Source organism: Limnohabitans sp., assembly GCF_031539175.1.
Taxonomy (GTDB): Bacteria; Pseudomonadota; Gammaproteobacteria; order Burkholderiales; family Burkholderiaceae_C; genus Limnohabitans.
This window is the reverse complement of sequence record NZ_JAVKLQ010000018.1, coordinates 1-15,230: the sequence shown is the minus strand read 5'-3', so window position 1 is coordinate 15,230 and position 15,230 is coordinate 1. Positions and strand designations below refer to the sequence as shown.

Here is a 15,230-nt window from a genome sequence, read left to right as displayed (position 1 = left end):
TCATGATGAAACTGCTTCACTCTCTTTCTCTGATCGCCTGTGTGGCTGCGCTGCAAGGCTGCGCCACCGAACCGGTCGATTTGGTTCTCAAATCGTCACCCGACTTTGCGCCCGTCTATCCTTTGGCTTCAGACCGGCCAAAGATTGCCACCGGCGGCATCTACAACAACCGGCAAAGCGACGCTTGGTTTGGCCGTGGCCGCAATTACCAAGTGGGCGACATCATCACCGTGCTGCTCAATGAGTCCACGCAAGCGGCGCGCACGCAAAACACCGACGTCAGCCGCGAATCTAAAAACTCTTTGCCGACCGGTCTGAGTACCCAAGTCGGCAAGATTTCGCCGCTTTTCAACGGCATCAACCTCAACGAGAACGCCAACAGCAGCAAAGGGGCGGGCAAAGCGGACCAACAAGCGTCTTTGGTCGGTTCGGTGGCGGTCACCGTCGTTGAGATTTTGGCCAACGGCAACTTGATCATCCGTGGCGAGAAAAAACTTGGTCTCTCTGAAGGCACTGAAGTGATTCAAGTCTCTGGCGTGATTCGTCCTGAAGACGTGGGTCCAAACAGCACCGTTCAGTCGCGCCGTTTGGCCAATGCACAAATTGCTTACCGTGGCTCAGGCGACTTGGCCAACGCAACCAAAGCAGGTTGGGGCACTTCTGCCTTGCACAAATACTGGCCCTTCTGATCGAACGAGTACCTCATGTTGCGTCTTTCTCCCTTTTTTCGTCTTTGTGTCGCGAGCTTAAGCTTGTTGGCAGCAGGAAGCGCGTGCGCTGACCGTGTCAAAGACTTGGCCACGCTCGCCGCCCAGCGTCCCAACCAATTGATCGGTTACGGCTTGGTGGTCGGTTTGCAAGGCACGGGCGATGACGCTTCGGTGCCGTTCACCACCCAAAGCATGAAAGCCATGCTCTCGCAAATGGGCGTGCGCATTGACGGTCCCTTGACCGACTTTGAACAAGCGGCCACTGCGGCCCGCGTGGACATCAAAAACACGGCCGCTGTCTTGGTTACCGCTGATTTGCCTGGCTTTGCCAAGCCCGGTCAGCGCATCGACATCAATGTGTCTTCCATCGGTAAAGCCACCAACTTGCGCGGCGGCAGCTTGATCATGACGGCCATGCGCGGTGTGGACGGTGAAATTTATGCCTTGGCACAAGGCGCCTTGACCGCCACGGGCATTGACGCCAGCCAAGCCGGCTCCAAAGTGGCCATCGGTGTGCCCACCTCGGCCCGCATTCCTGGCGGCGCGATTGTGGAGCGCATTGTCGACACCCCGTTTGAGACCGCAGAAAACGTGATCTACAACATCCGTGAAAACGATTTTTCGACCACAACGGCCATCGTCAACGCCATCAATAAAAAATTTGGCGGCGACGTGGCACAAGCTTTGGATGGTGTTTCGGTATCGGTACGAGCACCTAAAAACTTGAATCAACGTGTGTCATTCATGAGCATGGTCGAGGCCTTGGAAATCACGCCAGGCGAGCCGCCAGCGCGTGTGGTCATCAACTCACGCACAGGCACCGTGGTCATCAACCGCTCGGTGCGTGTGACGGCCGCTGCTGTGTCGCACGGCACCATCTCGGTGGCGATCACCGCCACCAATGAAGTGTCGCAACCCAATGCGTTTGCGGGTGGCCAAACGGCTGAAGTGCAGAACGCCGAGATCAAAGTCAACGAGCCGAACAAGCCCATGTTCTTGTTCCAGCCGGGTGTGGAGCTGCGTCAAATTGTGGATGCGGTCAACCAAGTGGGCGCATCGCCTTCGGCCTTGATCGCTATTCTTGAAGCCTTGAAAAGCTCCGGCAGCCTGCGCGCCGAGTTGGTCATCATCTAAGAGCACGGACATGAGCAGCCCCGTCGACACCTCCACCACCCGGTCCTACCTGGACTTCACGGGTCTGGGTGAGTTGCGTGGCCAAGCGCAGCAAAACCAAGACAAAGCGCTGAAAGAATCGGCGCAACAATTTGAAGGCCTCTTCATCCAAATGATGATGAAGTCCATGCGCGAAGCCACCATGAAGGACGAAGAAAACCAGTCCAGCGGCGTGGAAACCTTTGAAGGCATGTTTGACAAAGAAATCTCCATGCAAATGGCCAAACGCAGCGCTTTGGGCGTAGCCGACTACATGGCCAAAGCCGTCAAACAAAACCAGCCCAGCACCGCTGACATGCTCAAAGCACGTCAAGTCGGCGGCATGGCTTTGAACCCCAAAGAGCCTGCAATGCCATTGAACACAACGCCTGCAGCGAATCCGATGCAGTTCAAGACGCCTGTGATCAAGCCTTTGCTTGACGCCAAGAAAATGCTTGGAGGTGGTTCATGAGTGACATGTTAGGCATCAGCGGCAACGCGATTGGCGCGTACCAACGTGCGTTGAGCACAGTCAGCAACAACATCGCCAACGTCAACACCGAAGGCTACTCGCGCCAAGACGCCGTCTTGAAAGACTCGGCGCCACAAAAATCTGCGGCCATGTTTTTTGGCACCGGTGTGGAGTTGCAAACCGTCAAACGTCAGTTTGATGCATTCGCCGAATCCAACCTGCGCAACAGCACCAGCGATTTGGCCAGCCAAAAACCGATGGTGGAATACACCAAGCGCGTGATGGACATCATGGGCGACAAGAGCGTGGGCTTGAGCTCTGCGCTGGACGACTTCTTCAATGCGGCCAGCAGCTTGTCTGCCGATCCTGCCTCCACCGTGTTGCGCACTTCCTTCATGCGCAGCTCCGAAGGCGTGGCTTCACGGTTTGCGGAGCTCTCCGGTCAGCTCGATTTGGTCTCCACCGAAACCCGTCAAGCGGTGGAGAGTACCGCCACCCAAATCAATACCCTTACTAGCCAATTGGCCTTGGTGAACCAAGCCATGGCCAAAGCGCCTTCGGTCGATTTGCAACCCCCCGAGTTGTTGGACCGTCGTGATTTGTTATTGCGCCAGTTGTCCGATTTGGCGCGTGTCAAAACGAGCTTCAGCACCAACGGTGCAGTGACCGTCAGCATGGGCACCACCATGACCCAAGGTCTGGTGGTCGATGGTCAAAAGTCGCGTCCTGTGGGCTTAGACCCCGCCGTGAAAGACCGCGTGAGCTTGGTGATCGACCCTTACGGCAACAGCGAGTCGTTGGCCAGTGCCAGTGGCGGTCAGCTGGGCGGTTACCAAGGTTTCATTAGCCAAGTGTTGGAGCCTGCGCAAAAGAATTTGAATTCGTTGGCTCAAACCTTCGTCAAAGAAACCAACGCTGTTCAGCAAAACGGTATCGATGGCTACGGAAAAATGGGCACCGATTTGTATGCCATCGACCCCACGGCAGCCAACGCTGCCGGTGGCATTCGCATGGCCTTGAACGATGCCTTGCGCGTGGCTACGGCCGCACAGTTTCGCGTTAGCGAAAGCAACACCAACGTCAGTCCCACCCGCGCCACGGTCAAGTTTGCCGGCACCACGCCCGCTACGCCTTTGAGCAACCCTGCGTTGGTGAACAACCCCAACGCCACCGCAGGCGTGACCTTCAAAGTCGACGGCGCACGTTTGTTCACGCCGGTCACCACCTTGGCCGCAGGCGTCAAAGCCGCGTTCTATTTGGACGAGGCCGACAAAGGCCAGCAGCTGCAAGTGATGACCCGAGATGGTCGTCAGTTGTTGGGCAAGAGTTTGAGTTTGGACGAAAAATTTCAGCTCATGTCGCCCAGCAATGGCTTTGTGCCCAACGCCACATACAGCGACGCTTACCTGAACAAGTCGGGGCCAGATGCTTACCGTGACTTGAATCTCTTTTACGGTGCCAAGGCCACGGTCTTGTACGGTCAAACGTTTGATGCCAACGGCGTTTCGTCCAACACCACGCCCATGCCTGCGGTGCTTGAAACCGCACGCGTGCTAGGTGATGGGACTGCCATTCCTGCAGGCGCGTTGGTGCTCAACGGTGTCAAGTTGGATAAAGCTCTTCCCCAACCTCAGGAAAGTGGACTTAAAGCCAATGCGACGGCATCGGACGTGGCTGACTTTATCAACTACTTTCAAGCGAAAACCAATATTCGCGCCGAGGCTTTCAGCGAAATCCGTGTGTCTGGCAGTCAGTTGGACTTCACACAGGCGTTGACCATCAACGGACAAGCCATTCCAACAGGTTACGCAGACATCAAGTCGCTGGCGCAGGCCATCAACACGAAGTTTGCTGGCGAAACGGATCTGACAAAGAAGGTCAATGCGTTCATCAGTCCCGCTGGCGAGTTGGTGTTGAACAACGCCAATTTCAGTCCCATCGAAATCAATGCCAATTTGGGCACGGCCCAACCCGGTGCGAACGCACTGAACTTGCAAGCCAATAGCTACAACGGCCAAGTGCGCATGGTGCAAGTGGTGCGTGACATGACCGTGCCCAGCACCGATGTCAACTTCACCAAGCCTTTGCAAATCAACGGCACCGATATTTTTGGTGCTAATAGCGGTATCACCACCCTGCAGGGCGTCGCAGAGAGCATCAATGCGAAAAAGGGTTTCACCGGTGTCAGCGCTGAAATCGACAGCAACCGCAACCTCAAGCTCACCACCCTGGATTCTTCGGGCACGATGAACATCTCGGTCGGTCCGGGCAAAGCGGCCGATGGCACCTTCCAAGCCAACGCCTTAGGTCTAGAGCCCTTGGATTACGACGTCACCGCACGCCTCAAACGCAAGCTGGCCGCAGACCCCACACAAACCGACATCCGTTTGTCGTTTGGCAGCTTCGGTGTGCCGCCCGATGTGCAAACGGGTGACCCGTCTGATTTGGGCAAGCTCGGTCTTCGCACAGGCGCTTTTATCGAAGGCGGCAGCCCCGATGACTTGTTGCTGTTCGTCACCGGCACGGGTACCGCCAAAGTCGCGACCAGCTTCACGGGTCAACCCGATGTGCCGCGCGACAGTTTGCGCAGCCAGTCCTTGACCATCAAGTTCACGGCCGCAGACCGTTACAGCATCATCGACAGCACGACGGGCACTGAGTTGGCCAGCCGTCAATACGACAGCTCGGCGTTAGAGCCCGTGGTCGACTTCAACGGCTTGCAGATCAAGTTTGACCACGCCCCGAGCGTGGGCGACAGCTACCAAGTCGACGGCAACCAAGATGGCTTGGGCAACAACGTCAACATGCTCGACATGGTTGATCTGAACAAAAAGCCGGTGGTCAATGGCAAAACCTTAGCCAACAGCTACATCGACCAAATCAACAACGTGGGTAACTTGGCGCAACAAGCCACCATCACCCAACAAGCGTTGACCGTGGTGAACGACCAAGCCATTGCCTCACGCGACAAAATTTCGGGCGTCAACTTAGACGACGAAGCCGCCAACCTCATTCGCTTGCAGCAGGCCTACCAAGCCAACGCCAAAGCACTGCAAATCTCGGGTCAGTTGTTTGACGCCATTGTGCAAATTCGCTGATAGAGGCCAAGACCTATGAAAATTTCAACCTCCCTCTACTTTGACCGCTCGACCCAGCAGTTGAGCACGGTGCAATCCAACTTGGCCAAAACGCAGGAGCAGTTGTCGACGGGCAAAAACATCGTCAAGCCCAGCGACGCGCCAGACAAAGCGGCTTTGGTGACCCGTTTGCAATCGGAGTTGTCGCGCAACACCAGCTACCAAGACACCTTGAAGTCTGCCAACGTGCGTTTGACCTCGGAAGAAACGGCACTCAAAAACACTTCCGACGTGTTGTATCGCATCAAAGAGCTGGCTGTCCAAGGTGCAAACGACACCTTGAGCCCGCAGGACCGCCAAAGCGTGGCTTTGGAAATGAAGGGCTTGCGCGAACAAATCATGAGCTTGGCCAACAGCCAAGACAGCAACGGTAACTTTTTGTTCTCGGGCAGCCGTACCGGACAGCCCGCCTTCGCGCAAGACGCCACGGGGCGTGTGTCCTACCAAGGCGACCAGTCGCGCATGAAAGTCAACGTGGGTGACAACCGCCGCATGAACCTCAACATGACCGGCACCGACGCCTTTGTGCGCGTCACCCGCACCGATGACAAAGGTGCGCAAACGGGTGTGGACTTCTTTCAGTCGTTGAACGACTTGGCCAACGCCGTGATTTCCGGCGACATGACCAACATCCAACGTGGCATCGGCGAGGTCGATGGTTTGCAAAATGGCATCAGCAATGGTTTGGCCCAAGTGGGTTCTGACTTGTCGGTGGTGGACTTGCAAACCAGCGTGCTCGATGAAGTCGTGCTGCGCTTGAAAACCACCCAATCTGACGTGGAAGACCTCGACTACACGGCGGCCATTACGAAAATGAACAAAGACCAACTCGCTTTGGAAGCCGCACAAAGCAGCTTTTCCAAGATCTCGCAGATGAGTTTGTTCAAATTCTTGAATTAATGCGCTCAAGTTTGAATACCTCGCGTCGATCAAGTCTAAGTTAAGAAAGTTCACCTCCCATGGCTACCACTGCTGTCAGCTCGACGACTTCTGCAACGTCAACCATTGCTGCAAATAAAACCGCAGCTGCGACGACGGCCGCCGCCAACAAAGCGGCTGCGCAAAAGATCATCACCTCGCTCAATGCGGGGTCGGGTGTGGACACGGCTTCTTTGGCTCAAAACTTGGTTGACGCTGAGCGGATGCCGCAAGAAAACGGCATCAATGCCAAGATCACTAAAAATGACTCGCGGGTTTCTGGCTACGCAGCTATTTCATACGTGATGTCGCAGGTTCAGACGGCTATGTCTGCCTTGAAGGATCAAACGAGTTTTAATTCTTTGAATGCCACAAGCGGCAACCCGTCAGCATTCACTGTCACAACAGGTGCTTATGCCATTGAGGGATCGCACGATGTTGAGGTTTTGCGTTTGGCGAAATATCAGCGTACGGTGAGCAATGGTTTGTCTTCTGCGACTGCTTCGCTGAACGGCGGCAAGGCCATGAGTATTCAATTAACGGTTGGCTCAAATATTGCACCTGTGATCAATTTAGCAGCTGGCAAAGACACGCCGCAAGATTTAGCAGATGCCATCAACGCTGCCCAAGCAGGTGTAACCGCTCAGGTTGTGAACACGGGTGATGGTTCAGCGAATCCCTTTCAGGTGGTGATGACGGGTGCGCCTGGATCGGCTGGTGCGTTTAGTTTGTCGACCAACTATGGTTCGGGAAATGGAGTGCCAGGCTTAGGGTTCATGGCTAATAACCCTAACAACCAGGTCGCGACCGATGCCCAAGTCAAGGTAGATGGCATCACTTATACAAGGCCAAGCAACACCATCAGTGATGTCGTAGCCGGTGTGACCATGAATCTCAAAGGTTTGACCGGTAGTTCTACTGGGCTAGATTTGACTCGCGATACCACGGCCATTAAAGAAAAAATCAATGCCTTGGCCACGTCTTACAACGATGCGATGAGCATGCTCAATGTGGTGTCAGACCCTAAATCTACCGTTGATACATATGGTGCCACTTTGGTTGGTGATTCAACGGTTCGCATGGTTAAGCAGCAACTTCGTTCCATGTTCGTCAATCCCTCCAGTACCCCTGGCAATAACGTGAAGGCGTTGTGGCAAGTGGGCATGGACATTGATGCCTCAGGGACTATGACTGTAGATGCCACAAAGTTAGATACGGCCTTGAGCTCTAACTTTGCAGATGTCGTTAAAACCTTTACAGGTAACCAAAATAACGTCAGTGCTTACACCGTAGCTGCTGCTGGTATTGCTGGTGACGGCCTTAAAAAACTCAATGCGATGTTGGGTGCTACAGGTGTTCTTGCTACACAAAGTGCGAACGCGACAACACAAAATTCAAAATACCAAGCCGACCTCACTAAGTTGGGTGTGCGCATGGACAGTTTGTTGGCACGCTATCAAAAGCAATTTGCTTCTATGAACAGTTTGGTCGGTAGTGTGAATAGTCAGAAGGCCAGCCTCAAGTCATCTTTTGACGGCATGATGGCCACGTACACCGGTAAAACAGGTTAATTGAGTAGTTAAGAATTCACATTTAACTCTTTAAAAAATTTGAGCGATTTCGCTCAAGTGTTGCTAATTCCTGCCGATATAAAGCCAAATCCCTAAAAAGGCAGGATGTATGACGAATGAAATTCAACCAAGGATAGGGCCCCAAGCTGCTGGTCGTGGGGAAGGTTTGCCTGTTGTTGTGAAGGCTGATGTGCCGCAAGCTGCAATTCAGCCAGAGCCAAAGCCGCACCTCGCACCCATTCCAAAGTCTGAAATTCAATTCGATTCAGAAGCTGTTCGCAAGAATTTGCAAGAGGCGATTCAAAAGCTCAATGACATGCTTGACAAGAGCGGGCGCGCAGTGAGTTTTTCGATGGATGTGAAGTTGGGGCAGCCTATTATTTTTGTCACCAACTTATCGACGGGTGAAGTCATTCGACAAATTCCCAATGAAGTGGTGGTGCGCGTGGCACATGGCATTGAAGACTTCAAAGGCATGTTGCATAACGTTGCCGCATAAATCATGCAAACGTAAAGATGGTTGATTTTTTAAATATTTTGAAAAATCTGCTCAAGTAAAAACCAAACCTTCCGATTCACTGCTCATCAGGAAATGAATTCCTGAATTTTCAACCCCTCAGTGATGGACCTTTAGGAGAATCCCCATGACCGTGATTAACACCAACGTTAAAGCTTTGAGTGCACAAGCAGCTTCGAGCAATGTCGATAAGATTTCTACGACAACCATGCAGCGACTCTCTACAGGTCTGCGTATCAACAGTGCCAAAGACGACGCTGCTGGTTTGGCAATTTCTAACCGCATGACTTCGCAAATTCGTGGTTATGCAGTTGCTATTCGCAACTCCAACGATGGCATCTCGATGACGCAAACTGCTGAAGGTGCGATGGGTCAAGTGACCAGCATGTTGCAGCGTATGCGTGAACTCTCGGTTCAGGCGGCCAACGGTGCCATGACTTCTTCTGACCGCGGTTCATTGCAACAAGAAGTGACTCAGCTGAAATCTGAAATCCAGAACATTGCCACCAAAACTAATCACAACAACATCAAGTTGTTGGACGGTTCAGCAGGCAAGATTCAAATCCAAACCGGTGTCAATGCCCATGACATGATGACGATCGGTTTTGATTCGCTCCAAACCAAAGATTTGGGCATCGGCAACCGCACGACGTTGAGCTCGGTTGGTGGTTTGATCGATGTTGAATCGAATGCAAAAATTGCAGATGGCGATTTGACCTTGAATGGTGTGGCAGTTGGCGCTTCTTTGGCGACCAGCGATTTGGTTTCTTCTGGTGACAACAAGGCAGCCAGCGCAATCGCTAAAGCTGCGGCTATCAACAAGGTCTCTGAGCAAAGCGGTGTTTACGCTACTGTCAATAAGACGGTCGCAGCTGGTCAACCGATGGCAGCTGCTACGGCTGGTGATACGGGCTCAGTTTCGATCAACGGTCTTGATACAGCTACTTTCTACATGTCTGGCAACAAAGAAATCGATCGCGCATCTGTTACACAGGCCATCAACGACATTTCTGATCGCACAGGCGTCAAAGCTGTGAACACGCATGACGATAAACAGGGCATTACTTTGGTTGCTGCTGACGGTCGTAACATTGTGTTGGGAACGTCGACAGGTGATGCTGGGTACGACACTATGGGTATTGCTGCTGCCGGTGATTATGTGGGTACCTACGAGTTGAGTACCAAGGATGGCTCTGCGATCTCCATCGGTAGTGCTGTTGCAAATGCTCAAACTGGCGAGTTGCGTTCGGGTCTTCATTTTGGTTCTTATGAGGCAGGTTCTGCGCAAAGCGTTTCAGCCAATCGCATTTCCACCCATGCTCTCGGGGGCGCAGGCACATTCAATGGCACAACACTCACCATCAATGGTGTGGCCATTGCTGGTGCCATTGGCTCGGATGATGCGGCTTCTTTTGAGGATGGCAAGGCATCAACCAAGGCAGACAGTGCCATTGCGATTGCTGCTGCTATCAACAAAGCAACCAACCTCACGGGTGTGACGGCCAAAGCTGCTGAAAACGTGATCCGTGGTACAGGTTTTGGTGCAGCCGAAGTGACGAAGATTACTTTGAACGGTATTGAAATCAATACATCTTTGAAGGGTGACTCTACACGTGATGACGTCTTAAATGTGATCAACGCACACAAAGGTGAAACAGGCGTGGTGGCAACGGCATACGGAGAGGGAATTCAAATGGTTGCTGCGGATGGTCGCAACATTTCTATCAAGCTGCAAAATTCGGGCGGCGGTATTGCTACCGGTGATGCCATTGGTCTGAAGGGCGTTGCACTTGACGCTACTGATCCAACGTCTTTCTTTGCGGGTGTCTCGCTTAGTTCTGACAAGGCATTTACGCTTGACAGTGGTTCGGATGGCGATGTTTCTAACTTCAAGAAGTTGGGTTTCAGCCAAGGCACTTTTGGTGGTGCTGGCAGCGGCATGAAAGTAGCTGACTTGGATATTTCTACAACTGCAGGTGCTGCGGACGCGATCAACGTGATTGATGCCGCCATCGAAGGTGTGGGTGCCAACCAAGCCAAGGCAGGTGCCTATCAAAACCGTTTGGATGCCGTGGTGAGCAACCTGACCGAATCTAATCAAAACATGTCTGCTTCACGCAGCCGTATTTTGGATACTGACTATGCGACAGAAACAACCACATTGGCCCGTGCACAGATCATTTCGCAAGCTGCAACAGCCATGCTGGCGCAAGCGAACCAGTCTGCTCAATCCGTGTTGTCCTTGTTGAAGTAAGTGCTTCACTTGTACTGACTGCTTGCCGCAGTCACGTTTAAAAAACGAGTCCTTTTCAGGGCTCGTTTTTTTTTGAAAAAATCCTCAAGTTTTATCAATACGGGACGAATCAAGAAGACGAAATCGTAAATATTGGCAGCTTGCCAGATGACAAGGTTTCACCCATTTCAAAGTGAGAATATCATGGTTGCACCCGTAGGATCCGGCGTAAACGTCATTGCCCCCCGTATTACTAGCAGTACGGCACTGGATGCTTGGACGTCGACGGCCATTCGCAGCTTGACAGTTGCAGAAGTTAAGTCGCTGAATACCACGCAAATTGCTTCCATTTCGGAAGCTGCGATTGTTGGTTTGACTGCGCAGCACGTGGCTGCTTTGAGCACCAGCCAAGTGACTGCGCTCACTGACTCTCAGCTCGGTGCAATGAGTAACACCCAGATTGGCGCTTTTACTAAGCCGCAAATGAGTGTGTTATCTGCCGTTCAGCTGAATGCGATCACAACGTCTCAGGTGTCGTCGCTTACCGCTTTAGAGATCTCTGGGATTAATACCTCAGAATTAGGTTCGCTGAAAACTGAGACCTTGAATCAGTTCAATGCAACACAAATTAAAGCGCTGACGACGGATCAAATCATCAGTTTAATTGGTGATCAATTGTCTGCACTTGGCACATCTCAGTTGAGCAATTTGACAGTTACGCAAGTCTCCGCGATTGAAACGCGTGATTTGGTGGGGTTGGATACCAACCAAATGCGTGCACTCAGCGTCACGCAGGTTCAAGCTTTCAATACAAATCAAATTGCGGCTTTGACCACTAGTCAATTGCAAGCCCTCGAAACCTCTGATGTGGCTGGATTGAGCGTTGCACAAATCAAGTCGCTCACCACAGCTCAAGTTGGGGCTTTGTTGACCTCGCAAGTTGCTGCTTTGTCTTCAGCAGAGGTTGCGGCATTTACAACGTCGCAGCTCAAAGCTTTGAACACCGCACAGATTCAAAAACTGAGCGTTGTTGGCATTGGGAAACTTAGCGCAAGCCAATTCGCTGCGTTTTCAACAGCCCAAGTCAATGCGCTGACGACATCTCAAATCAATGCACTATCAGCTGCGGTTGTTGGCGCCATGTCGACTGCACAAATTCATGCGATTTCTACCGACGATGTGAAGGCCTTGAATGCAACGCAGCTGAAGGCCCTGACCAGCACGTTGGTTCAAGCGTTAGACACAGCCCAGGTGCAGGCTTTGACTTCGACGCAAATGGTGTCTCTGAGTGTTGCGGCGGTAGGTGCCATGAGTTCAGCGCAGGTCGAGCAACTCAGCACCAGTCATCTGCAGGCTTTGTCTGGGGCGCAAGTGGCATCGCTCAATACGGCGGTGGTGCAAAGTCTCAGCTCGCCACGCCTGCAGGCACTGTTGCCCTCCCAGCTCGGTGCATTGACGACGAATCAAACCAGCGCGCTGAGCACCGCGCAAGTGTCTAACCTGACGAGCACCCAGTTGCAGACTTTGTCGGTCGCACAAGTGAGTAGTTTGGGTACCAGTCAAGTGAATGCCTTGACTTCGACACAGATGACCAAAATCACCGACACGCAATTGAAGGGCTTGACCACCACGCAAGTCGGGGCACTGTCTACTAGTGCTGTTGGTGTTATCAGTTCCGCTCAGGCCAAACTCTTGAGCAATACCCAGCTGCAAGCCATATCTACGAGTCAGATGGCGGCACTGAGCTCTGGTTTTGTGAACGCCTTGAGTGCCACGCAAGTGCGTGTTTTGACGAGCGCGCAGGTTCAAGCGCTTAGTGTTGCTGTCGCACCCTCCGTGTCTTCTGGCGTGTTGAGTTCCTTCTCGACCGGCCAAGTTCAGGCGTTGAGCAGTGGCGTGGTCAATGCATTGACTACCTCCCAAATGCAAGTGTTGTCTTCAGCACAAGTGGCGGTGCTGAGCTCATCCGTGATCGGTAATCTCAGTTCGAGCAATTTAAGAGCGCTCACCTCAGGGCAAGTGCAGGGTTTGACCAGCACTGCGTTGAACGCCCTTTCATCCACACAAATTCAGTCCCTTACAACGCAAGAAGTGACGGGCTTCACGTCGACGCAGTTGAATTCGCTGTCGTCTTCAAATCTAGGTAGCCTGACGACTGCGCAGGTGAGCGCTTTGACGGCCACCCAACTTAGCAAAATGACGTCCGGTACGGTACAGGCTTTGACTTCAACGCAGTTGAATGCGTTGACGACCAGTCAACTTGGGTCTTTGTCGACCAGTTCTGTCCAGGACTTGACCTCTTCTCAGGTGCAAGGACTTTCGTCTACCAACCTCGCTGCGTTGACGTATACCCAGGTGGGTGCGTTGGACGCTGAAGATTTCACAGCCCTCGGTACGACGAAAATCACACAGCTCTCGGCCTCGCAAGTGCGCGGCATGAGTACGGCTGACATCGCTGCATTGAGCTCAGCGCAAATTAGTGTGTTATTGACATCTCAAGTCAATGCCTTGAATGCCCAAGCTGTCTCCGCATTGAGCACAGACCAAGTCGCGGCACTCACAACGGCACAGTTAGGTGCTTTGACGTTTAGTGCGGTGACGGCTTTGAGCTCATCGCAAATCGCAGTGTTGTCGGCTGAAAAGCTGAACAAACTCTCGGCCTCACAGTTCCAAGGTGTTTCTACAAACGCTGTGGCGGCAATGAACACAGCGCAAGTCAATGGATTGTCGACCACACTTGTCAAGGCTTTCTCAGTGGCGCAAATTAAGGCTCTCAGCAGCGCCAACTTGGCAACTGTTGGCACAACCGGATTTAAATTACTTTCTGCACAGCAGATTGCAGCCATCACGACAACTCAAGCAGGCGGTTTGAGTACGGCTCAGCTGCAAGCAATGACCAATTCGCAGGTGGGCAACTTGAGCGCTGATGTGGTTGGCACCTTGAGCTCCAGTCAGCTGGGGTCGCTGAGCACTGCGCAGATGGCTTACTTGTCAGCCAGTGATGTTTCATCGATTGGTACGTCGGTTCTGTCTATGGTCACCACTGACAAAGTCGCCGCACTGACCAATGAACAATTGGGAGCTTTGTCTACAAACCAGATGCAAGCGTTGAGCACTGTCCAGTTGAATGCCTTGACGGCTAGTCAAGCGACTTCTTTGACGACAAGTCAAATCGGCGCCTTGAACACAGACGATGTGACGGGGTTAAACACTGACGTATTGCATGCGCTCAGCAGTGCACAGGTGAAAGCCTTGAGCTTTGCTGTGGTGGCGTTGATGGCCACGGCTCAAGTCGCGGCTTTTAGTGCGGATCAAATGAGTCAGTTGACCACAGACCAAGTGAAAGCCTTGAGCTCATCTGTGGTTGCCGCACTGAACACAGATCAAGTCACGGCCTTGTCTACCTCACAACTAGGCGCATTGAGCACCGAGCAAGTGCAAGCACTTTCGAGCAGTGCTTTGAACGCGTTGAGTAGTGCTAATTTGCGCAGCTTGAGCACATCTCAAGTGCAAGCACTGAGCAGTGATGTTGTGTCTCAGTTGAACACCACACAATTGGCGTCATTGACCACAACTCAGACCAAGGCTTTGACCACGCAAGCCATTGTTGGCTTGCAAACGACCCAAGTAGCCGGCTTAACGTCTAACAACTTGGCTGCACTGAGCATCGGCCAAGTGGCTGCTTTGACAACAGGCACATTGGGTCAATTGACCAGTACTCAAGTTAGCGCCCTCACAGCTTCACAAATTAGCAATCTGACCAGCACACAATTGAACGCTGTGAGCACAGGTGCTGTTCAGGCGTTAACCTCTTCACAATTTTCGGCTTTGACAACGCAGCAGTTGTCTGCCATGACAACTTCGCAGGTCAAAGCCTTTACGGCCGCTCAGGCCGTTAGCTTGGGCGCGGCAAAGATCACCTCATTGACTACGGCTCAATTGCGTGAGTTGTCGACGGATGCGGTATCACAATTGACCACAAGCCAAGTTCAGGCCTTGAGTACCGATCAATTTGTGGCATTGAATACGGCTCAGGTGCGGGCACTGACTACTCAAGATATGGTTGCCCTCACGGATGCCCAGTTGCAGGCCATGACCACGACTCAAGTGAGTCAACTTGAAACAGCTGACTTGAAAGCCATGTTGTTCTCTCAAGTTCGGGTCTTATCAACAGACCAACTAAGTGCATTGAGTACGGATCAAATTCAGGTTTTGGAAAAGGACGACATCATTGGCCTGAGTGCGCCACAGATTGCAGGTCTAAACACAGCGCAAGTCGCAGCGTTGACCACATCACAAGTCAGTGTGATGAGCGGATCTCAGCTCAGCGGCATGAGCACAGATCAGGCCGCTAATTTATCTACTTCGGTATTGAGTGCGTTGAGTGCCAATCAAGTGGGTGCATTGACCTCGTCGCAACTGAACGCGATCAGCAGCACCAAGTTGCAATCGATCAGCACAACAGCGCTGAGTGGTTTGACGACGGCGCAGTTGTCTGCCTTGAGCACGACCAATGTGTC

The 15,230-nt window shown here is 52.6% G+C and carries 9 protein-coding genes; all 9 read left to right on the top strand.

Annotated elements, in window-relative coordinates; genetic code table 11:
* The first annotated feature begins 5 nt into the window (after positions 1–5).
* Positions 6–689 (top strand): flagellar basal body L-ring protein FlgH, encoded by a 684-nt coding sequence (locus RMS95_RS03100; protein WP_310643494.1) that lies wholly within the window; start codon positions 6–8, stop codon positions 687–689.
* A 63-nt stretch (positions 690–752) separates the two neighbouring features.
* A complete protein-coding gene (locus RMS95_RS03095) occupies positions 753–1,844 on the top strand; it encodes a flagellar basal body P-ring protein FlgI (protein WP_310643492.1) in 1,092 nt (363 codons plus the stop codon).
* Between the two features lie 10 nt (positions 1,845–1,854).
* Positions 1,855–2,334 carry a rod-binding protein gene (locus RMS95_RS03090; RefSeq protein WP_310643488.1) on the top strand — a complete coding sequence of 160 codons (480 nt, stop codon included), beginning with the start codon at positions 1,855–1,857 and terminating at the stop codon, positions 2,332–2,334.
* On the top strand, positions 2,331–5,432 hold the full coding sequence (gene flgK, locus RMS95_RS03085; RefSeq protein ID WP_310643486.1) for a flagellar hook-associated protein FlgK: 3,102 nt from the start codon (positions 2,331–2,333) through the stop codon (positions 5,430–5,432). Before RMS95_RS03090 ends, flgK begins: the two co-directional genes overlap by 4 nt.
* Positions 5,433–5,447: 15 nt before the next feature.
* A complete protein-coding gene (gene flgL, locus RMS95_RS03080; RefSeq protein ID WP_310643484.1) occupies positions 5,448–6,371 on the top strand; it encodes a flagellar hook-associated protein FlgL in 924 nt (307 codons plus the stop codon).
* 59 nt (positions 6,372–6,430) lie between these two features.
* Positions 6,431–7,960 (top strand): flagellar filament capping protein FliD, encoded by a 1,530-nt coding sequence (fliD, locus tag RMS95_RS03075; protein ID WP_310643482.1) that lies wholly within the window; start codon positions 6,431–6,433, stop codon positions 7,958–7,960.
* 190 nt (positions 7,961–8,150) lie between these two features.
* Positions 8,151–8,459, top strand: a complete 309-nt coding sequence (locus RMS95_RS03070; RefSeq protein ID WP_310643480.1) for a flagellar protein FlaG — start codon at positions 8,151–8,153, stop codon at positions 8,457–8,459.
* Positions 8,460–8,604: 145 nt separating this feature from the next.
* Entirely contained in the window at positions 8,605–10,731 is a 2,127-nt protein-coding gene (locus tag RMS95_RS03065; protein WP_310643478.1) for a flagellin, read from the top strand.
* Between the two features lie 687 nt (positions 10,732–11,418).
* A partial coding sequence (locus tag RMS95_RS03060; protein ID WP_405023353.1) for a beta strand repeat-containing protein occupies positions 11,419–15,230 on the top strand: 3,812 nt, incomplete at its 3' end.